The sequence below is a fragment of the Psychrobacter sp. 72-O-c genome (genome assembly GCF_904846605.1).
GTDB lineage: Bacteria > Pseudomonadota > Gammaproteobacteria > Pseudomonadales > Moraxellaceae > Psychrobacter.
In genome coordinates this window covers 98027-120145 of sequence record NZ_CAJHBI010000005.1, presented here as the reverse complement: position 1 = coordinate 120145, position 22119 = coordinate 98027, and the positions used below count along the sequence as shown (strand labels likewise).

19 protein-coding genes are annotated in these 22119 nt (G+C 42.9%); 14 read left to right on the top strand and 5 right to left on the bottom strand.

From position 1 onward, the window contains the following. The first annotated feature begins 1 nt into the window (after position 1). The 3 genes from JMX97_RS02925 (at position 2) to JMX97_RS02915 (ending at position 2744) form a co-directional block, all read left to right on the top strand. Positions 2-1270 carry an FAD-dependent oxidoreductase gene (locus JMX97_RS02925; RefSeq protein ID WP_201555199.1) on the top strand — a complete coding sequence of 423 codons (1269 nt, stop codon included), beginning with the start codon at positions 2-4 and terminating at the stop codon, positions 1268-1270. A 27-nt stretch (positions 1271-1297) separates the two neighbouring features. Continuing rightward, positions 1298-1894, top strand: a complete 597-nt coding sequence (locus JMX97_RS02920) for an OmpA family protein (RefSeq protein WP_201555191.1) — start codon at positions 1298-1300, stop codon at positions 1892-1894. Between the two features lie 157 nt (positions 1895-2051). Beyond that, positions 2052-2744 carry an OmpA family protein gene (locus JMX97_RS02915; RefSeq protein WP_201555189.1) on the top strand — a complete coding sequence of 231 codons (693 nt, stop codon included), beginning with the start codon at positions 2052-2054 and terminating at the stop codon, positions 2742-2744. 27 nt (positions 2745-2771) lie between these two features. On the opposite strand, the gene JMX97_RS02910 is transcribed toward JMX97_RS02915, so the two are convergent. The 3 genes from JMX97_RS02910 to nadA form a co-directional block, all read right to left on the bottom strand. Continuing rightward, entirely contained in the window at positions 2772-3683 is a 912-nt protein-coding gene (locus JMX97_RS02910; RefSeq protein ID WP_201555187.1) for a lysine exporter LysO family protein, read from the bottom strand. A gap of 171 nt (positions 3684-3854) precedes the next feature. Further along, positions 3855-5822 (bottom strand): L-aspartate oxidase, encoded by a 1968-nt coding sequence (gene nadB / locus JMX97_RS02905; RefSeq protein WP_201555248.1) that lies wholly within the window; start codon positions 5820-5822, stop codon positions 3855-3857. A 91-nt stretch (positions 5823-5913) separates the two neighbouring features. Continuing rightward, complete coding sequence (gene nadA, locus JMX97_RS02900; protein WP_201555185.1) at positions 5914-7053, bottom strand: quinolinate synthase NadA; 1140 nt, start codon at positions 7051-7053, stop codon at positions 5914-5916. Positions 7054-7522: 469 nt separating this feature from the next. Between nadA and JMX97_RS02895 the strand changes: the two genes are divergently transcribed. The 3 genes from JMX97_RS02895 (at position 7523) to JMX97_RS02885 (ending at position 11015) form a co-directional block, all read left to right on the top strand. After that, positions 7523-8626: an NUDIX hydrolase gene (locus JMX97_RS02895; protein ID WP_201555183.1), complete on the top strand. Its 1104-nt coding sequence runs from the start codon at positions 7523-7525 to the stop codon at positions 8624-8626. A gap of 494 nt (positions 8627-9120) precedes the next feature. Next, positions 9121-9981, top strand: coding sequence for a carboxylating nicotinate-nucleotide diphosphorylase (gene nadC, locus JMX97_RS02890; RefSeq protein ID WP_201555182.1), 861 nt, complete (start codon positions 9121-9123; stop codon positions 9979-9981). Between the two features lie 392 nt (positions 9982-10373). Further along, complete coding sequence (locus JMX97_RS02885) at positions 10374-11015, top strand: MarC family protein (protein ID WP_201555180.1); 642 nt, start codon at positions 10374-10376, stop codon at positions 11013-11015. Positions 11016-11286: 271 nt separating this feature from the next. Here the strand turns inward: JMX97_RS02885 and JMX97_RS02880 are convergent, their stop codons facing one another. Then, on the bottom strand, positions 11287-11889 hold the full coding sequence (locus JMX97_RS02880) for a LysE/ArgO family amino acid transporter (RefSeq protein ID WP_201555178.1): 603 nt from the start codon (positions 11887-11889) through the stop codon (positions 11287-11289). A gap of 126 nt (positions 11890-12015) precedes the next feature. Between JMX97_RS02880 and JMX97_RS02875 the strand changes: the two genes are divergently transcribed. From JMX97_RS02875 to JMX97_RS02865, 3 genes are read left to right on the top strand one after another with little or no spacing between them, the layout of a single operon-like run. Continuing rightward, complete coding sequence (locus JMX97_RS02875) at positions 12016-12816, top strand: hypothetical protein (RefSeq protein WP_227671562.1); 801 nt, start codon at positions 12016-12018, stop codon at positions 12814-12816. A 36-nt stretch (positions 12817-12852) separates the two neighbouring features. Continuing rightward, positions 12853-13545, top strand: coding sequence for a hypothetical protein (locus tag JMX97_RS02870; protein WP_227671561.1), 693 nt, complete (start codon positions 12853-12855; stop codon positions 13543-13545). Positions 13546-13591: 46 nt separating this feature from the next. Further along, complete coding sequence (locus tag JMX97_RS02865) at positions 13592-14149, top strand: hypothetical protein (protein WP_201555176.1); 558 nt, start codon at positions 13592-13594, stop codon at positions 14147-14149. A gap of 119 nt (positions 14150-14268) precedes the next feature. Here the strand turns inward: JMX97_RS02865 and rluB are convergent, their stop codons facing one another. Further along, entirely contained in the window at positions 14269-15204 is a 936-nt protein-coding gene (gene rluB, locus JMX97_RS02860) for a 23S rRNA pseudouridine(2605) synthase RluB (protein ID WP_201555174.1), read from the bottom strand. Positions 15205-15596: 392 nt separating this feature from the next. Between rluB and JMX97_RS02855 the strand changes: the two genes are divergently transcribed. The 5 genes from JMX97_RS02855 to JMX97_RS02835 all read left to right on the top strand — a co-directional run bounded on the left by JMX97_RS02855 (position 15597) and on the right by JMX97_RS02835 (position 22102). Then, positions 15597-16670, top strand: a complete 1074-nt coding sequence (locus JMX97_RS02855) for a polysaccharide biosynthesis/export family protein (protein WP_201555172.1) — start codon at positions 15597-15599, stop codon at positions 16668-16670. A gap of 28 nt (positions 16671-16698) precedes the next feature. Continuing rightward, positions 16699-17130 carry a low molecular weight protein-tyrosine-phosphatase gene (locus tag JMX97_RS02850; protein WP_201555164.1) on the top strand — a complete coding sequence of 144 codons (432 nt, stop codon included), beginning with the start codon at positions 16699-16701 and terminating at the stop codon, positions 17128-17130. Positions 17131-17161: 31 nt separating this feature from the next. Next, positions 17162-19393, top strand: a complete 2232-nt coding sequence (locus tag JMX97_RS02845; protein ID WP_201555162.1) for a polysaccharide biosynthesis tyrosine autokinase — start codon at positions 17162-17164, stop codon at positions 19391-19393. Positions 19394-19751: 358 nt separating this feature from the next. Beyond that, the gene (gene tviB / locus JMX97_RS02840; protein WP_413786384.1) at positions 19752-21029 is read left to right on the top strand and encodes a Vi polysaccharide biosynthesis UDP-N-acetylglucosamine C-6 dehydrogenase TviB; all 1278 of its coding nucleotides are present in this window, start codon (positions 19752-19754) and stop codon (positions 21027-21029) included. 38 nt (positions 21030-21067) lie between these two features. After that, positions 21068-22102 carry an NAD-dependent epimerase/dehydratase family protein gene (locus JMX97_RS02835; RefSeq protein WP_201555158.1) on the top strand — a complete coding sequence of 345 codons (1035 nt, stop codon included), beginning with the start codon at positions 21068-21070 and terminating at the stop codon, positions 22100-22102. Positions 22103-22119 lie beyond the last annotated feature (17 nt).

Genomic DNA, 22119 nt, shown 5'->3' with positions numbered 1-22119 from the left:
TATGAAAAACAACCATACGCTTATTATTGGCGGCGGTATCGTCGGTGCCAGTCTGGCGCTAAAATTAGCCCAAGCCAAACGACGGGTTACTTTGATTGATGCACGACCTAAACGCAATGATGCTGATTGGCAAGAAAAACTCAGCCACCGAGATGCGCGGGTCTATGCGCTCAGCCTTGCCAGTATCGAGTTGCTAAAAGATATCGGTACATGGCAGAAAATTGCCACCTCAGGTCGTAAAGCGGACTACTCGCAAATGCAGGTATGGCAGCTCAATGGTATTGGCGAGTTAAAGTTTGGTGATGAAGACAGCTGTGATAAAAAAAATTCAGCTCCTAAGTTACTCGGTAGTATGGTAGAGCCGACGGTCGTTGAATATGCCTTATGGCAGCGCTTGCAAGAAGATGATGTTAAAGACTATCTAACTGTTATTGCAGGACAAAAGGTCATACAAATGGACTGGCGGGGTGCGCAACAAGGCTACCGGGTCACATTAGACGATGGCACGGCGATTGATGCGGGTCTGTTAATCGGTTCTGACGGTCGTGGCTCGTTTGTCCGTCGGCAAGCAGGGATTGAGCTGGATACTTTAGATTATAATCAAACAGCGATCTGCTGCGCGATTCAAACGGCTAAGCCTCATCAAGCGACCGCTCGCCAAGCGATGCTGCCTACAGGTACGCTCGCGTTATTACCATTAGCAGATATTACCGCAGAAGATAAAGCCAATCCGCAGCATTGGCAGTCAGTGGTCTGGACATTACCACGCAATCAGGCACTTGAGCTTGAGACCCAAGAGCCGCGTGTTATTGCCGATAAATTAGCGGCTGCTAGTACTTATGAGCTTGGCGCTATCAGTCAGATTGAATCGATTGCAAGCTTTCCATTAACGGCGCAGCAAGCACGCAGTTATGTCGCTGACAATCTAGTATTAATCGGTGATGCTGCGCATGGCGTGCATCCGCTAGCTGGCCAAGGATTGAATCTTGGCATGCTCGATGTACAGGCATTAAGCCATCAACTAGAGCATGACTTTGCTCGTAGTGGCGGCACACTATGGGGAGCCACTCAAACACTGCGCACTTATGAACGCCTGCGTCGTCCGCATAATAGTCTAATGATGCATAGCTTTTCTGCGCTTAACTGGTTGTTTGCTGGCGAGTTTGCGCAACTGCGACCTATCCAACAGTTGCGTAATGAGGGTATGTCTCGGGTCAGTAAAATAAAACCGTTGATGCGTTTGTTTGCTAAGCAGGCGAGTGGGGTTTAGGTGTTTAAACTTATGGAAGAGTAGAATATGAACGTTAAATTATGGACAATAGCGACGGTTATGATAAGTGCTTTTGTACTGACAGGCTGTCAAACGCCCGATTTGTCTGATCAAACAGGTCAAACTATCAATATACCAACTGTTTCGGTTAATTTGGATAGAGATGGTGATGGCGTACCTGATGATATAGACCAGTGTCCAGCCACTCCGTATAACGTGATAGTAGATGAAAGAGGCTGTCCTTTTACGGCTCCTGGTGTAGGTCTAAAAATGGAGTATCGCGCCTTTTTTGCTAAAGGTAGCAGTGAGCTATCGCCAGAGTACCAGCTTGAGCTGGATAAAGTAGGAATGAGATTGCAAGAGTATAAAAACGCCACCATATTGATTGAAGGTCATAACTCAAGAACTGAAGTCGATAGCGCTTCTATAGACAAAGCGAATGCTTTAGCGCAAGACAGATCGAATAAGGTTAAGAATTATTTAATATCTAAATATAACATTGCCTCTGAGCGCATCACGGCGACTGAGTATGGCGCAAGAAGACCGATTGCGCCGTCTGATAGTGAAGAGGGCAATATATTGAACCGGCGCGTTTATGCGATTGCGTCTGAACCTCAAGAATAAAAAATCACTTTATTATTAAAGCCACTCAAACTTAGATAGGTGTATCGAGTTTTAAATACAGCAATCATAAATTAGTAAATGCAAATGGTGTAAGTTCTCCTTCTTCATTAACTATCAATGATAATTGGCTTTTTCACTACGTTAGGTAAGATAAATAATGACTACGAACCTGAAACTCAACAGTGCTGTTTTGTTAGCAGCATCTATTGGTTTGGCAAGCTGCCAGACTATTACAACTGCGCCGACCAAAGATGCCCCTCAATATGAAAACATTAGGACGATGCAAGCAGATATTCCTGATTCAGATGGTGATGGCATCTTAGATGATATTGATGAATGCCCACAAACTCCAGCTAACGTTGTAGTAGATAATACAGGTTGTCCAATAGTGGTTTATACAGGATCGTTAGAAATGGAATTGCGAGGATTTTTTGAACCGATGAGCAGTCAACTATTTGACAAATATGATAAAGAATTTGCAATAATTGAAGAAAATCTTAACGAGCATTTAGACGCTAAAGTTTTTATCTTTGGGCATATGTCATCGAATGAGCTTGAATTATTGAAAAATAAGGATAACTTATCACGCCGCCGTGCGCTCACTATTAAAAACAGGTTGGTAGAAAAACATTACATTGCCTCTGATCGCATCTCTACTTACGATTGCTCAGATAGATATCCGTTTATAGATACAGACTTTAGGAAAATTGATTTTGAAAATATAGAGTCTAGAGACAGAAGGGTATCTGTTAAAGCAAGTACGCAAGTAGATGATTTAGCAAATCTGGAATACGCAAGTGATCGAAAAAATTACGAAAGATACTCAAAGCGCTGCGAAATATTTGAATAGGGGTTTAAATACCATCAAAATTTTTATTCATCCCCATGCCGAAAAAACCACCATCAACACTGGCGAGACAATATTAATAATAAAACCAAAGCTAATCGCCAGCGGTACGACTTCTAAACCACCTGATTGCTGGATGATAGGTAGGGTAAAGTCCAAGCTGGTCGCTCCGCCAAGTCCTACCGATGCCGATGGATATTTGCGCATAAATACCGGTATAAATATCAGCGCAAAGAACTCACGTATTAAGTCATTAAATAATGCCACACTGCCCCAAATCGCTCCATAAGCATCAGTCATCACAATTGCTGACAGTGAATACCAGCCAAACCCTGACGCCAGTGCCAGCCCTTTAGTCCAAGACACCTCTGAAAACAATAGCGCAAAACCTAGACCGCCAACCAATACTGCAAGCGTAAAGATGATACTCATCTCAACACCGCGTTTATTGAGTAGTACCTCTTTTAAAGTAATACCTGACCCTTTGAGACCGATACCAACTAGCAATATCAGCAGCATGAGCATGACTGTCATAGAATTTTCAGGGGGCATAAAGCCAGCTGGCAAGAAGTAACCTATGACAAAACCAATCGCTACGCAAATGACCTGTACTAAGCTGCCACGGATACTGACCCGATGTTGCTGACTTTTTGCGGTTGGCTTTTTGGCATGCCATGGGCGCATTCGATCAAACAACATGAGCGCAAATAGTCCGGTGCCGACGGTGAGTATCGATAGCACGGTTACATACAATGCAATTTCGCCCAACTGGCTGCCCAGCTCTTCGACTTTTGACAGCTCAATACCGATAAGCGTTAAGATAATAAATACTAAATAAGATAAGCTCTTGTCAGCAAACCTCGTCAACTTCGGGTTGGTAGGAATAACAAAGCCAATAAATAGGGGCATTAAGACTAAAACAAGGGTAATTAGGCTTTCCATGACAGCAGGCTCGTAAGATTTTTGACAAACCGGTGATTGTAGCATATTAGGCGATTGATGCTGACTTGAGCCTGCAAAATTCATTACTGAAGTATGGTTTTATAAACTAGGCCTTCAAAAATAAATGGCACGCAAGAATAGTAACCGCTATGACATTTAGCTTAAAAATTATTAGACAGCGGCAACTGCCAGTAACGGCTCAGAACTTATATTATTTACTATAGGCTGATAAAAGCTATCCATTGCGTTATCTATGCTATCTGTTTTGCTTGCTAAGAAAGGCTCAATAATACTGATTAAAGGCTGGCTTGCTAAAAGCGGATAATCTTTTCTAGAATGCCCGCCACGACTTTCACAGCGCTGATAAGCAGATTGGATAATAAGGGTCGCTAGTTGTAATTGCCGTGTTAGCTGAAAATGGGAAAGGCTCTTGAATGTAGTAGAACCCTCTAAGCTAAAACCTTGACACTCATGTTGCCACTGTTGTATCTGTCCCAGCGCTTGCTCTAATTGTTCAGCGCTCCGCATGATACCCATATGGCTGCTCATTAAGGATTTTAACTTCGCGGTAATGTCGTTAATGTTTTCATTTTTATCAACACGCACATTGCCTTTAATATCAAACTCATCTTTATATTCAGATATCAAGCTAAATGAGGGCAGGGCGATAGACTGAGTGTTTGAAAGTTTTGGTGGCGTCCAAATATTAGAAGTTGAAGATGCTGACTTGGTACTGGTTTTGGTTTTTTTAGATAACTCAGACACTGTTTCTAGATAGCGTGGTAGATGAGCGGCAATATTGCGTCCAACCACCACACATTCTAGTAATGAGTTACTCGCCAAACGGTTAGCACCATGCAAACCAGTATAAGCGACTTCGCCAGCAGCATATAACCCTTGTACGTCGGTCAAGCCATTGGCGCAAGTGACCACACCGCCACAACTATAATGGGCAGTAGGGGCTACCGGAATGGGGTCGGTAGTGATATCGATGCCTAGATCTAATAACGTTTGATAAATCTGTGGGAAATGCTGCTGCAAAAAGTCCGCTGGCAAGTGACTGACATCGAGATGGACAAACCCAAGGCCGTTATTATTAATTTGCTCAGCAATTGCGCGGGCTACTATATCTCGTGGTGCCAGCTCAGCGCGCGGATCAAGGTCCAACATAAAGCGTTTGCCTGTTTGCGGACAATATAAATGGCCACCTTCACCGCGCAAAGCTTCTGAAACCAGAAAATTACTGTTCCCTAATGCCAAACCCGTCGGATGAAACTGAATGAACTCTAAATTTGCCAATCGACAGCCCGCTTGCCATGCCATCATCAACCCATCGCCCACACAGACGTTGGGAGCGGTGGCACGTTGAAACAGTTGGCCTAAGCCGCCACTTGCCAGCACTACCGCGCGACTATAAACAGTCAATTGGCGCTGAGTATTATGGTCAAAGACGGTTGCACCTTGGCAGTGTTGGTGTGGGTTTGAGGCTACTGTTTGCATAGTCAAACTAGTGCCGTTTGATGACTCATTTGACGCTTCTGTTAATAACGTTAGCGCTTCATGATAAGGCAAAATAGTGATGTTAGTAGCAGCTTGCGCTTGTGCCGATAGCGTCTGCATAATATGTCGACCGGTGGCATCGTCAGCGTGAGCGACTCGCCTGCAACCATGGCCACCTTCTTTGGTCAAATGCAAATTGGCTGTTTGTAATTCAGCTAGAGCGTCAGTAGTCGCCTTAACTGCTTTTCCATTCAGAATATTGTTTTGAACGTTGTTTTGAATGTTATTTTGCTGAGTATCGTTAATATGAGAAACTTGGGTAAATGGCACGCCTTGCGCACATAGCCATTGCACTGCCTGTTGTCCCGCACTCAGGATAGTAGTGGTGTTATCGGTAGCACACAGTCCTGCCCCAGCGATGAGTGTGTCCGCCACATGGTCAGCAATGGAGTCATCTTTATCTAAACTTGCGGCGATACCGCCTTGGGCATAATGACTAGAGCATGCTTCTAGCGCTGCTTTACTTAAAATAGTAACACTTAGCGACTTTGGCAAGGCCAGCGCTGTACTTAGTCCTGCGAGTCCGGCACCGATGATAAGGACATCTGTTTTGATAGAAGACTGAGGTTCAGTAGTCATTGTTTTATTAACATTAGGTTTTTTTACGTTAAGCTTTTCAAAACCAGTCTCGTTAACGCCTTTACTCTCAGTGCTTACTATTGCGCTCATATCAAGCGGCCCCAACATTAGCAAACAGCGGACGGTCTTTGATCATATCGCCACTTGCAGTCACACGTTGTTTTTCTGCGGCAGCAAAATCAAGCATCCGCTGTAGTGGCTTTCTTGCTGCTGCTGCCAGCTCAGGCGTCATGCTCACTTCACCCGTATTATTGGTTAAGCATTGCTCGATACCTTGTAAGCCATTCATTGCCATCCATGGACAAAAAGCACAGCTTTTACAGCTGGCACTTTCACCCGCAGTAGGTGCCGCTAAGAAGCGTTTATGCGGTGAGCGCTTTTGCATTTCGTGCAAGATACCTAAGTCAGTGGCGACAATAAAGGTATCAGCATCCATCTCATAGGTTGATTTAAGCAGCTTACTGGTCGAGCCGACCACATCGGCCAATTGCACGACGCTATCAGGCGATTCAGGATGTACCAACACTTTTGCTGCTGGATGTTCTGCTTTTAACTGCTCAAGCTCAGTCGCTTTAAACTCATTATGCACCATACAAGAACCTTGCCATAACAGCATATCAGCGCCTGTTTCCTGCGCAATATACTTACCCAGATGTCTATCAGGACCCCAAATAATCGCTTCACCTTGCTCATGCAAATGACGAATGATATCAATGCCCACCGATGAGGTCACCACCCAATCAGCGCGCGCCTTAACTGCTGCGCTAGTATTGGCATAGACCACTACGGTGCGTTCAGGATGGGCATCACAAAAGGCCGAAAATTCATCGGCAGGGCAGCCTAAGTCAAGCGAACATTCCGCTTCTAAATCTGGCATTAGGACCGTTTTTTCCATACTCAAGATTTTAGCCGATTCACCCATAAAGCGAACCCCAGCGACTACTAAGGTCTGGGCGCTATGAGCTTGTCCAAAGCGAGCCATTTCTAACGAGTCACCCACACAGCCACCGGTTGCCAATGCTAAATCTTGAATAAAAGGGTCAACATAATAGTGCGCGACCAATACCGCATTATTGTCTTTTAACAGCTGCTTAATATTATCTTCAACTACCAAACGCTCAGCGCGCGGCAAATCAGCTGGCATCTTGGCCTTGGCATATTCGATATTAAGCTTAATAGCACTGCGGTTATCAGTACTTAATAGGGGAGCGTCATAAGGATAAGTTTTCATAAGTGCGTGCCTCTGGTGCGATAACAATAATAAATAAACGGCTAAACATGATTAAAACCAAGCAAATTACCCTAGCGGTTAAATTACGATGTTCTAATTATGCTCATTTTGAGCATAAGTGCAAGTTATTTTTGTAGAATTTACTTTTTAAAGCTATCATTTAGTGTGGTAAAGATTTAGGAGGGTAATGATATAGTCGATTCAATTTGAAAACGATACAATGTTACTGGGCTACTGGAATGAATTTTTTGCAGCCTCTGTCCCGCTTGCGAACAGCACGCCAGAAAAATTTATACCAGTAGCACGTTGCTATACACGACTCTCTTTTATTGTGAACTGACTATATCTGTCTACGATGATAAGACAGAATTTAGGACCCTATTCACGTTATACTGAGTTTTGCTATCAGTATCTTGCTTTATTAAAGCATCACTACACTATTAAAAATAAAGGGTAATCAATAAACACTATGACGTTGTCTTATTCGCATGCGCACCAGCAGGGTAATGGCACCACCGAAGTGGTCGCCGTGCTTGTCGCTATTACTGACCATACAGCGCGTGTCCTAACGGTAGACCAAGGTAAGCTGCTACCCAATGGCCCTTTAATGCCCTTACATCGCTCATTACAAGCGGGCGTGCGTCAGTGGGTTGAAGAGCAGACGCAGCAGCCGCTGGGCTATTTAGAGCAGTTATATACCTTTGTCGATACCAATCGCCGCAATATCGATGGCCATGCGCTGGTCTACGTCAGTTATTTGGGCTTAGTACAAGAGACCCAAACGGCCAATTTACAAAGCCAAGCGTTATGGCGCGATTGGTATGATTATTTTCCATGGGAAAATCATTTGGCTGGCGCGCCTGCTATCATTACGCGCTTCATTGTGCCTGCATTATTGACTTGGGCAGATACTGCTATTGATAAGACTGCCCAGCATCGTCGCCGTCAGCGCATCCGCTTATGTTGGGGAGTGGGTACGGAGTTTTTGCAAGACGATGTAGATAAAGATAAAGATAAAAAAGGTCATTACGAATTAAGCGACAATCATGAATATGACAGCAACGAGTACGCAAGTAGTGAGTCCGCAGGCAGTAACTATGAATATGAATGGGTTGCAGAACATGTGTTGCTGCGTTATGAGATGCTATACGAAGCCGGTCTGATTCCGGAAGCGCCCACTTATCCGCCTACTTACTTATCCAATGATCAGCCTAATAAATTACCGGCGGATTGGTCACAAATGATAGGCGTGCCGATGTACTACGACCATCGCCGCGTGATTGCCACTGCCATCTCAAGGCTACGAGCAAAGATTGAGTATCGTCCGCTTATATTTGGCTTGATGCCTGATGTCTTCACCTTATCGCAGCTACAACAAAGTATTGAAGCTTTATCAGGGATGCGTTTGCACAAGCAAAACTTTCGCCGTCTACTGGATTCGCAAGATTTAGTCATGTCGACCGGAGAGAGTAGTAATGCCCAGCGTGGTCGCCCAGCGAAGCTATACCGCTTCCGTCATGATATTGAATTACAAAGCTTATTGATGGATAGCAAACTACCCAAACGTAAATAGCTTTATATAGCAGTCCTAAAAAGTAAGCCCAAAAAACAAGCTAACTTTATCAGACTCCCTAAGTCTAATAATGTAGTGCTTGTCATCGTATAGTTGAACTACTTTAAAACGAATTAGTATGGCTGGAAGAAATTTTCGAAGCCTCTGGAGTGACGCAGTCGCACAGCAAGCTAGAAAAATTTTTACCAGTTATACGAAATCATATATGTATCCATTTTATTTGATACTGACTATAGGGCTTGCAGTTGTCTTTCTTGTTATCTTAAATTCTTGAAAGTAGTATTAATTATAAAAACCCCGTCTTATCTTGCGAGTACGTTCGCTTTACGCTATATTTATGCTCATTTTGAGCTTAAATAGTTAGATTTTGATAAGTGATTTTTGATAAGTGGTATAGTCGATTAAAAATAAAAGAGAATCATTTGTAGCAATGTGCCGTCTCTAAATTAGGTTAACTATATTGATATTAATAAAAAGCAAAATAAGGGGCAAAGATGATAACCAAACCAGAGCCAGCGCTAGATGAAGTGTTACTTAAGCCATTGGTAGAGGCGGCATTGACAGAAGATTTGGGCCGGCGCGGTGATGTGACTTCGCAGGCGACCATTCCGGCAGATATGCAAGCGCAATTACAGATTAAGGCTCGCCAAGCCGGTGTGATTTGCGGTATGGACTTGGCGCGCTTATCTTTTGCACTAATTGATACCCATATTGAGTTTGTAGCAAAGGTTGCCGATGGTGAGAGGGTTGCGGCTGATACGGTATTGGCTACCGTTCGCGGTAATGCCCGTCATCTACTAACAGCAGAACGAACTGCGCTGAATTTTATGACTCATCTGAGCGGTATCGCTACGGCGACCCGGCAGATTGTCGATAGCGTAGCAGATTATCCAGCGCAGATTACTTGTACTCGGAAGACTATCCCAGGACTGCGAATTGTGCAAAAGTATGCCGTACGCTGCGGTGGTGGACGCAATCATCGTTTAGGATTGGATGATGCGATTTTAATCAAGGACAATCATATTGCGATAGCAGGTGACATTACTACTGCTATTCAACAAGCACAAGATTTTGCTGGGCATTTGATTCCGATTGAGGTTGAAGTTGATAACTTGGCCCAACTAGAGCTGGCATTAGAAGCGGGCGTGAGCTTAGTTTTATTGGACAATATGTCGCCCGAAATTTTGCAGCAGGCGGTAGCTATGTGTCAAGGACGAGCAAAAACCGAAGCATCAGGCGGTATTACCCCTGGAACAGTGCAAGCTGTGGCAAAAACGGGCGTTGATTTTATCGCCATGGGTTATCTGACTCATAGCACAACCGCGCTTGATATCGGCCTTGATTTTAGTGCATAGCTTTAGTAGCTTTAAAAGCACTGTTGTTTGCCGGTTTAATAGTCATTTAATCATCGTTTTTAAGTTATAGCTTAATCAATATAGTTAATTTCATTTAAAAACGATACCGTGCTACTGGGATGAATTTTCGCAGCCTCTGAAATGAAGCAGTTGCACCGCAAGCCAGAAAAATTTTACCCACTATACGAAATCATATGTGTATGCATTTTATTTGGTACTGACTATATTTACGTTAAGATTTTATTGATTTCGTTGCAATGGGAAATCATCTGAAGTTAATGATTTAACTGGGTTATCTGCCTATGATACAATGCCGCTGCTAACCGCCTACTGGGTCATCGTTGCACTCGCACGATGGCCTTATCTTTTGCCGATGGAAAAGTGAGTGTTCAGTGAATACTGAAATTATTAAAATTATCTTAGCCTTTATGGTACTGATCAATCCGTTTAGCGCGCTAACGCTATTCTTGGATTTGACCCGCGGCTACTCGATGAATAATCGGCGTAAAGTTGCGCGTATTGCCTGTCTGACCATTTTTATCACTATCAGCTTTTTTACCGTAGCAGGTGAGACCCTACTTAATCTACTGGGTATCTCTATCGGTTCGTTTCAATTGGCAGGCGGAATACTGGTGTTTTTGATTTCTCTCAACATGATGAACGGCGAGGGTAATCCCGTCAAGCCTGACCAAGAAAACTTCGATGTTGATCATGTGCAACATTCACCGCCAACTATGGCGTCAGCAGTGGTTCCGCTTGCAATCCCAATGATGATTGGCCCAGGTGGTATATCGACGGTAATTATTTATTCCTCACAGATATCAGGAATATTGCGAGTATCAGCGGTACTTATCGCTGGTTTATTAATCAGTATTTTTTGTTATTTGGCCTTGATGGCGGCAGGTCGTATCAGTCGGGTATTGGGTGATACTGGGCTTAATATTATGAGCCGGATTATGGGTATGTTACTGGCAGCAGTTTCCATCGAGATTATCGTCAGCGGACTGCGCACGTTGTTTCCTGATTTGATGTAATAATTTTGCCTACCGTTTATCTAAAGTAGCATTCATATTTGCACACGCCCTAATATAGTTGATGCAAAATAATAGAGAGTCACTTATATAGTCAGTACCAAATAAAGTAGATACACATATGGTTTCGTATAACTGGTATAAATTTTTCTAGCTTACTGTTCGAACGCATGCTTCGAGCTTGCAAAGAATTCATCCCAGTAGCACTGTGTCTGTTTTAAAATACACCGACTGTAGATATTATCTGTAACCCTTCTAGATAATAGAAACTATTTTAGCTTTGATATAAATGCCACGCCAAGTACAGCATTAATAATCCTACTAATGCATCTAATATATTCCACGCTTTTGGTTGTGCAAATAATGGTTTTAATAACCGTGCGCCATAACCCAGTGCAAAGAAAAATACAAACGACGCACTGACCGCCCCACTAGCAAATAGCAGTTTGCTACTCGCTCCGGTTGAAACCATGCCAACTAGCACCAAAGTATCTAAGTAGACATGCGGATTGAGCCAAGTAAAGCCAAAACATAACAGCAGCGCTTTTTTTAAGCTAGTGACCACTTGTCCTTCAGCAGTAAGGGCGTGCGATAGACGCACACTGGCATATAAACTCTGCAAACCATAGCCAACTAAAAATACCACGCCAGCAAATTTGGCTATGTTTACCACTTGCGGGTAGCGTGCGGTCACCGTGCCAAAACCTGCGACCCCAGCAGAGATAAGTAACGCATCACTGACCGCACAAAACAGACAGATGAAGAATAGGTGTTCGCGTTTGATTCCTTGTTTAAGCACAAAGGCGTTCTGTGAACCAATGGCTATAATTAGGGTTAGACCCAGCAGGAAGCCAGAAAAATAATCAGTGGGGTTCATAATATTTGCTTTTTTGGTAATACAACGGTGACGTTTGCTTACTGGCAGACCAGTAAAAAACTGTTAAGATAAGCCATCTAGTAATCGAGTGCAATAGTAATAAATAGGTGAGGAGCAGAGTAGGTCATGGTCATAAGTTTGACGAGAATGCTACAGTCATTTGGGCAACCACAAGATGACCTACCGACTACAGCGGCCAAAAACGCTAAGCAAGCGGCTACTGATATCACAAACAGTAGTAGGAACGGAGACAGTAATAATGGGGTCGATGCTGAGCAAGAGTCCAATCACAGCCACAGCCACAGCCACAGCCACAGCCACAACACCGAGTCACCGCTCAGAGCGCCCCAACGTGCTGATCGTATTTGCGATGCCTTAGAGCAAGTGAATGATATTCGCTCACCAACCCCACTTACCGATCGCTATTTGGCCAATCGGGCGCAGATGCCACGAAACAATCGCCCTCCTTTTGATCCCGATACCTTATGGTATCTCAAACATGGACGCTGTCCTATCATGACTGAACTTGTCGATGTGGTTGATGAGGCCACCCTAAACGCTATGCCTATTGAGGCAGTAGCTATCTTAGACCGAATTAATGGCAAGCTCAAACGCTATCGTGACTGGAGCCAAGAGCTTAATGAGCAACAACAGCAACAGCATAATGAGCGGCAGTTTGCAATCGATAAGCTGGTGACTGAGAGCATTCCAGAAGCGCTACATCATTATGAGCAGCTGTTACGCTTTAGCCCGCACCGTACTAAGAATAATACCGTACAAGGTAATATGACGGCCGGTGGTATGCTGACTGATTTGTTCTTAGAGATTGATTATGAGCTAGATGAGTTATTAGATGAGCTCCATCAAACGGTACTCAACCGCTTGGCCTCTACCCATCGCTATGTCAAAAGTCGCACCAAAAGCTAAGCTTGGTTTCATTCGAGTTTTAATAAGGACAATATCATGACCCAAATAACTGCCATGTTAGTGATGTTTGTATTATACGGTGTACTGCCGGCAGCTGGGTTATATCTGGGCTATCGCGGTGTCAAAAAGGTTACCGCGCCCAAGATGCTAGAATATAAGGCCATGCCGCAGTTGGGCTATATTCCGGAAAAAAGCTTACCAGAGACGGTCAAAAATGCACTGGATCAGATTAATGAAAAAGGTGAGAAGCTACGGTTGATTTATGGTGATACCAATAACGATGGCAAAATCGATGATAAAGATACCGTCAACGAAACTTATATCATGATTCAAAATTTGATGGATAAACATATTCCGCAAGCAGTTGCTGACTATCGGCGCTTACATGACTTAGACGGTGCGCGTGCCGATACCACTAAGATAAAACACTCTGATGTCACGGGTAAAGAGGCGCTATTAGAGCTGCTCGGTACGATTAACGCCCAGTTTGATGACTTACTTGACGCTTCTTATCATCAGGATGGGCAAAAACTACTAGTGGCCAATCGTTATCTGCAACAGCGTTTTGACAGTTCGTCCTCTAACCCGCTGGATCAACGGTCTGCTAGTGGCAATGTTAATGATAGAGTTGATAATGGCAATGTTAATGAGGTTAATGAGGAAGTTATTGGCAAGGCCATAGAGAATCCTACCCCTGATAAAACCACCCTCGATAAAATAAAACTATAAATGATAAGTTATAGATAGTGAAAGTGGCTAACAAGGGTAGACGAACATGAGTATGTTATTAGGCGTTGGGGTGTTTACCACGATCACCGTCTTTTATCTGGGTAAAAAAGGCTGGCAGGCGCTACATAAAGCGGTTGGCATTACCCCAGGAGTGCTCACTTATCAAGATCCACAAGCGCCAATAACGCTCACTGATATGACATGGCAAAATTTAACCTTAAACAATAAGCATCTAAGTGTACTACCAGACAGCCAACTGCGCCATTTGCAACGTATTGATCATAAAGTAGCTACTTATCAAACTTATCAGCAACACCTACAAGCGCAGAGCATAACGCCAGCAATCACCGAACAGCAATTTGTATTGGATAAGCTGCTGCATACCAGGTTAGCAGAGATGCTAGCCAGTCATTATCATTTAGCAAGTGCAGGGGCAAGCGTGAACGCTAGCACTAATGACAAACAATCTGAGGCTAAGCAACTTTTACAACAGGCGTTAAATAATATTGAAGGGCGCTTAGATAGCTTGTTAGAGCAAATGGAGACCCAGCATTTGCAAGACTTGCGGGTGATGAAAAATTATATAGACAGCCATAGTAATTAAAGGATTATAAACACTTAGTTCATTCTAACAGCCAAAACACAACGCGCCATAAAAAAGCTGCCAATGATAAATTATCGTTGGCAGCTTTTATTATTGTGTAGCATTAGTAAGTGTTTATTCTAACGACGATTATTGCGATCACTAGTGTTACGCGTACCACGATTAGCCGGTTTGGTGCTATCGCTAGATTTTGGACCAGTATTAGGTTTTGCGTTTTTATTGTGGTTGCTGTCACTACGTCGAGCTTTGAGCGGCTTGTTTTTGATGCGTTCTTGCTTGTCTTTAGCCGCGCCGTGTAGACCAGTACCGTAGCGAGGACGTAAGTCTACCATGTCCGTTAAGGTATTAATGTCTTTTCTATCCAGCTCTAAAAAGCGACCCGTACGTAGCTCTTTTGGTAGCGCGATGCCGCCATAGCTGGTCCGTAATAGACGGCTAACCTTGAGACCTTGAGACTCAAACAAACGGCGTACTTCACGGTTACGACCTTCTTTTAGCTTGACGTGATACCACTTATTGACCCCTTCGCCACCACCTTCTTTGATCTCTTCAAACTGTGCCATACCATCTTCTAGCATGACTCCATTGGTCAGCGCACGAGCGATATCTGATGTTACTTCACCCAACACACGTACAGCGTATTCACGGGTAACTTCATTAGAGGGATGCATCAAGCGGTGGGCCATCTCGCCATCATTGGTAAATAATAGTAGCCCTGTAGAGTTGATATCTAAGCGGCCGACCATTACCCAGCGGTCGTGGGTCAATTTAGGCAAACGTTCAAACACGGTTGGACGACCTTCTGGATCGTTAGCCGAACAAATCTCACCTTCAGGCTTATAATAAGCCAATACCCGGCGACGCTTTTCATTCTCAGAGGTATATTTAATCTGACGGCCATCGACGCGAATCTCGTCGCCTTGCTCGACGCGATCACCAATAGTTGCAGGCGCATTATTAACCGTTACACGACCTGATTTAATGACTTCTTCCATCTGACGGCGTGAGCCAAGTCCCATACGGGCGAGGGCTTTTTGTAATTTTTCATCTTTCATGATTATATCCTTGAGTCGGTTAGGGTTACATTTCTCAATGTACGAATTTTAGTAAAGTAAGAAATAATTTACAGCGGCTATTGTACGCTATTTGGCAGCATTTATAACTAACTTGTTCTTTTTTTTAAGAAAAACGCTTCTCTTTAAGAAAAAGGCTTGTTTTTGGGAAGAAGAAAAAGTAGCTATTAGGCATTAGGAGGGGTCATCAATTAGCATACTCCTAAAATACTAAACTATTTTATAGCAATAAATACTAACCCTTGATTAATTATTAACGACTTATGTTATGATGCGAATTATTTTTGCTACTAATGTAAAGCTAAGTTAATATTATAATGAGCTTACCCTTTACGATATTTGTAATATCGTTGTGATTGATAAGGATTTCTCCTATGCGACAGTCAACCAAGCTATTAAGTGCAGCAGGTTTAATACTTAGCAGTCTGCTTTCTGGTTGTGCCACCACCACTATCAACTCTGGATTACAAGCTGGCGACTTGCCTCCCAGTGGTTCGTTTGTTGCAGAGAATGGCATACAGTTTGACGTACAGCCATTAAGTTTGGCAACGCTACCGCCTAAGCAAGTAATTCAACCGAGTGGTGACTTAGCACGCCTAGTAAGAACTTCTACTCGAGTGGATTACCGCATTGCTCAAGGGGATGTTCTCAATGTTGTCCTTGTCGAGTATCCAAACATCAATGCCTCCACTTCCAGTTTAACAGTCGATCAGCAAGGCTTTGTTCAAATTCCCCTAATAGGTCGTATTAAAGCCAGTGGTATGAGTGTCCCGCAATTTACCGCAAATCTACGCGGACAGTTGCAACGCTATCTTAAATATTCAGATCCCCAAGTAAAAGTTATCGACTATCGCGGCAATAAATTTATTGTTGATGGTGAAGTCAGTAAAATGGGCGAATTTAATATCACCGACGCCCCAGTCTCTCTTTATAGCGCCATTTCTATGGCAGGTGGCGTAACCGCTACTGGCGATTCAGACAACATCGTATTGAATCGCAAAGGGACCAGTTACAACATAAACCTATCCTCACTGCGGCAAATAGGCTCATCGGCCAATCAAATTTATGTACAAGATGGCGACTCAATCCATGTCAATACCCTAGACATCAATAAAGTATATGTCTTAGGAGAGTTTGGACAAGTCGCGCCTGTGCCTATTCTTGAGCAAGGACTGAATTTGGCTCAAGTATTGGGGGAGTCTGCCGGTCTTAACGCCAATACCGCCAATGCTGCCAAAGTATACATCGTTCGTGACCACCCTAGTTACCCGCGTACCAGTATCTATTATGTGGACATGCAAACCATTACCAGCTTTCCATTAGCCAATCGTTTTGAGATGCGACCCAATGACATAGTGTATGTTGATCCGACTGGCTTGACCCGCTGGAATCGCGTTCTTAGTTCGTTATTACCCTCTACATCTGCCATTAGAAGTTTCGGTCTCTAGGTAGGTACACATTAGGTAGATACGTATTATGAGTTTTAATAACATCTTAGTGGTCTGCGTGGGCAATATTTGTCGTAGTCCAATAGCGGCTGCACTCTTAATAAACCATTATCCACAAAAGCATATTGATTCTGCTGGTTTGTCGGCAGTCGTCGGCCATGCTGCTGATTCAAAAGCGCAAGAGGTAATGACAGCCCGCAATATAGATATGTCTGACCATATCGCTAAGCAAATAAGCGAAGAATTGGTTAAGACAGCCGACCTAATATTTACTATGTCAGAGAGCCAAACCAAATGGATCGAAGATCGCTGGCCGCATTGCCGCGGTAAAACCTTTAGGATTGGCCATTGGATTGACAAAGATATTGCCGATCCTTATCAGCATGATAAATCAGCATTTGAGACTGCCGAAAAAGATATCGTTGATAGTCTTGAGCGGTGGACGGATAAAATTAGCTAAACGACTAACATTAAGTGATGAAGATATAGTTATGAATACAGATGCGAATAACCTATCGAAGCCTGCGGCAGAAAATAATAATGATATTGATTTATTAGCTTTGTTATCGGTATTTTTACGTGGCTGGAAAACCATACTCTTTTTTGCTTTGTTGGGTTTGCTGATAGGTGTACTATACAGCCGCTATGAGAATCCTACTTTTAAGTCAGATGCTCTGATACAGATTGAGGAGCAGTCGCAAGGCGTTTCATCAGCACTAGGTTCAAGTGATCTGGTGTCGTCAAATTCCGGTCCAGCTCAGACAGAAGCACAGTTAATAAAATCACGTATGGTACTAAAGCCAGTGGTTGACTTGTTACACTTAGGTATTCGGTTAAGTGATCCTACCATCAACAACTTAGATAGAATAAAAAGCAACCATACTAGTACTCAACTAAGTACCCCTAAAGGAGTAATGTTAGAGACTGAAGACGGTCAAGTGCAAGTCAGTCAATTTGAGGTCTCGCAAGACTATTTGAATCAGACTTTTACTTTGGTGAGATCTAGCTCTGATGCTAATGGCGGCTTTACACTTAGCAACGGTCTTGATGAGTTTAAGGGACAACTGAACCAACCACATCGCTTTAGAGGCTCAAACGGTATCATTCAAATCACAGTGAATGACCTGCCAGCTAGCAACCACCCCATCAATATTTCTAAACAGTCACTGCAGAACACTACAGATGCTATAAACGGCGCTTTGACAGTAACGGAGATCGGTGGAGATACGGGTATTATTCAGCTGTCACTGATTGGTTCCAATCAACAGCAAGTAAGCTTAGTTTTAAAGCAAATCATTCTATCCTATATTGATCAAAACCAATCTCGCGGCTCTGAAGAAACTACTAAAACCATTAAGTTCATGGAAACCCAAATACCCTTATTAAAGCAAAAGCTTGAAGCTTCTGAAGCAGTCTTTAATAATTTTCGTGAAGAGTCAGGCACCATCGATATTGGTCAAGAAGCAGGGATTTTAGTGGGACAAAGCGCTGAAATTGATTCTCAAGTTAATGAGCTAAAACTCAAAAAAGCAGATTTGATCACTTACTATACAGAAGAGCATCCACTAGTCATTCAAATAAACGATCAAATTGAAGTCTTAAATGATAGGCAACAAGAAATAGAAGATAGAGTCGCAGGTCTACCTGAGATACAAAGAGAGTTTCTAAAATTATCAGAAGATACGAGCATCAATAGAGAAATTTATCTCACCATGCTCAAAAACTATCAACAACTGAAAATTGTCAAAGCAGGTCAGATTGGTTACGCCCGTATTATTGATCTGCCTATCAGTACTTATAGGACTATCGCCCCTAAGAAGCAACGGATAATAATGCTAGCGACATTATCGGGGCTAATGTTTGGCATACTGCTAGTATTCCTTAGAAGCTTGCTTAGAAATACGGTCAAAGACCCTGATCGTTTAGAAGCAAAAACTGGCGTACCTGTGATTGCCACGATTCCGCGCTCACCATCGCTATCACGGCTGTCAAAGAATAAAAAAGTGCCAAATCGACTGCTGGCTTATACTGACCATAATAGCTTAAGCTACGAAGCTATAAAAAGCCTAAGAACACACTTGATGTTCGGTATGCCAACAGAAGGTAAAGCGGGTCAGCGTGCCAAAGTGATACTTATTTCAGGTGAAAGCCCAGGTGTAGGCAAATCATTTATCTCTGCTAATCTAACAGAGGTGTTTGCACAGCTTGATAAAAAAGTCTTAATCATAGATGCAGACATGCGCTTAGGCGAGTTGCATAAGATGTTTAACATGGAGCAAAATAATGGGCTGGCAGATTATTTATCGCAGAGCAAGGGTAGTGAGCAAGTAGATAACAGGATAGAAAACTTTATTCATCCTACTACTATGGATCATATTGACTTTATGCCCAGAGGTCAGCAGCCACACAATCCAACGTCATTGCTAGCGGGTGATAAGTTTGGTGGGTTGATGGCGAAGTTGAATGCACATTATGATTATATTATTATAGATTCTCCGCCTATCTTAGCGGCTTCAGATGCCGTGATACTGTCACAATACGCAGACAAAGTATTGTTGGTGACTCGATATAATAAATCGATAGAGGGACAGTTGGTTTACGCGATCAACCAATTGACTAAAGCACACGTGCAAGTAGACGGCATTATCCTTAATGATGTACAACAAGGCGTTATGGACAAATATAGCTATCACTATAGTTATGCTTATGGCAATAATAAGTAACGAGCATATTATCAAATGAGCGCTGTTTCTTTGAGCTAAGAGTTTGTTCACTCTTATCGAACAGTAATATCAGTCGATTATTACAACGCAGTTGGCAGCGCTCATTAGCGCTGCCTCATAGTTTGAGTACTAACCAGCTTATAAATATGATGTTTATTGTGACAATGCGGTCCTCCATAGAGAGGATGTCACAAAAAATAGCTGTTTGTAGCAATAAGGCACTTGTATAAATATGATGCTATCACTCATTATCAATGATACTTTCAGCTTACGGACTCATATACACTGCGCGTCAAGAAAAATTATCGTTACTGCGCTTGCAGCAGATACAATGAATAAGAACAGTTAACAGGATATTATGATGAATACAAGCAATCTTAAGATAGCAGTAATTGGTCTTGGCTATGTGGGTCTACCACTCGCTGTTGAGTTTGGTAAGCAGCAGTCAGTGATTGGTTTTGATATTAATACTAACCGAATCAATGATTTAAAGTCAGGCACAGATCATACGCTAGAAGTCAGTAATGAGGAGCTAGCAGAAGCCACACAATTGAGCTATAGCTCAGATATTGCCACGCTCAAAGACTGTAACTTTTTTATTGTGACTGTACCGACGCCTATCGATGACTATAAGCAGCCCGACTTGACGCCATTAATTAGTGCTTCAAAGGCTATTGGTGGCTTGCTGAAAAAAGACGATATTGTGGTCTATGAGTCAACGGTTTATCCTGGTGCCACTGAAGAAGTCTGTATCCCGGTATTAGAGCAAGTCTCTGGGCTAGTCTTCAACCAAGACTTTTATGCGGGTTATAGCCCTGAGCGTATCAACCCCGGTGACAAAGAGCATCGCGTTACTAATATTTTAAAGGTTACCGCTGGATCTACTCCTGAAGTCGCAGATTTTGTCGATGAGGTATATAACCTTATTATCACCGCAGGTACACACAAAGCACCGAGTATCAAGGTAGCAGAAGCGGCAAAAGTTATAGAAAATACCCAAAGAGATGTCAATATTGCTTTGATCAATGAGTTAGCGGTTATTTTTAATAAGATGAATATAGATACCGAAGCGGTATTAGAAGCCGCAGGTACCAAATGGAACTTCTTGCCATTTCGCCCAGGACTAGTCGGTGGTCATTGTATCGGGGTCGATCCTTATTATTTAACCCACAAAGCACAGGCCATTGGCTACAACCCAGAGATTATTCTCGCTGGACGTCGCTTGAATGACAGCATGGGTGAGTACGTAGTCACCCAACTGGTCAAAACTATGATTAAAAAGCGTATACAAGTCGAAGGCGCAAAAGTATTGATACTTGGGCTTAGCTTTAAAGAAAACTGTCCAGATGTACGCAATACTAAAGTAATCGATATCGTGAATGAGTTACAAGAATATAATATTGAAGTCGATGTTTATGACCCTTGGGTGAATACGGCTGAGGCCCAGCGCGAATACAACATCACTCCTGTGAGTGAACCAGTAGCGAATGCTTATGACGGCATCATCTTAGCCGTCGCCCATCACCAGTTTGTGCAAATGGGAATAGACAACATTCGTGCCCTTGGCAAAGGCGATCATGTCCTTTATGATCTAAAGTACGTCTTTGCTAAAGATGAGACTGATATCCGACTATAAATATTGAGTTCATATAATAAGCAATTGGGAAAGTAATAATGATACAGACACAGACAGCCTATGAACAAATTAAGCAAACACTGGCAAATGAGCCAAAAACCTGGCTGGTCACTGGGGTAGCCGGGTTCATAGGGTCAAACTTACTCGAGACTTTATTACTGCTTAACCAAAAGGTCGTGGGTTTAGATAACTTTGCTACCGGCTTTCAGCATAATTTAGATGAAGTACAAGCATTAGTAAGTGCGCAGCAATGGCAGAATTTTACCTTTATAGAAGGCGATATTCGTAATCTTAAAGATTGCCAAGTGGCGTGTACTGGTGTGGACTATGTCCTGCATCAAGCGGCCTTAGGCTCGGTACCGCGTTCTATTGCCGATCCCATTGCTACCAATGACACTAACATTAATGGTTATCTGAATATGCTGGTTGCAGCGCGTGATGCACACGTATCAAGCTTCACTTATGCTGCCAGTAGTTCAACCTATGGTGACCATCCTGCGTTACCTAAAGTCGAAGATGCCATTGGCAACCCATTATCGCCATATGCAGTCACCAAGTATGTCAATGAGTTATATGCCGATGTATTTGCTCGCACTTATGACTTCAATACGATTGGTTTGCGATATTTTAATATTTTTGGCAAACGCCAAACCCCTGATGGTGCTTATGCAGCGGTGATTCCTAAGTGGACGGCTGCTATGATTCAGGGTGATAAAGTCTTTGTTAATGGCGATGGTGACACCAGTCGTGATTTCAATTTTATTGAAAACGCGGTGCAGGCCAATATTTTGGCAGCGACTGCAAATAGTGACGCTAAGAATCAAGTTTATAACGTGGCAGTCGGTGGTCGTACGACGCTAAATACTTTATTTACCGCATTAAAAGACAGCTTAAGTGAAAATGGTGTGAGCTATAACCAAGATCCCGTTTATCAAGACTTTCGTGCTGGTGATGTGCGGCATAGCCAAGCAGATATCAGTAAGATTCAAACAAGATTGGGTTATGATCCTCAGTTTGATATTATCCAAGGGATTGAGAAAGCCATGCCTTGGTATGTACAGTTTTTAGGTTGATTTTGATAGTGGAATTT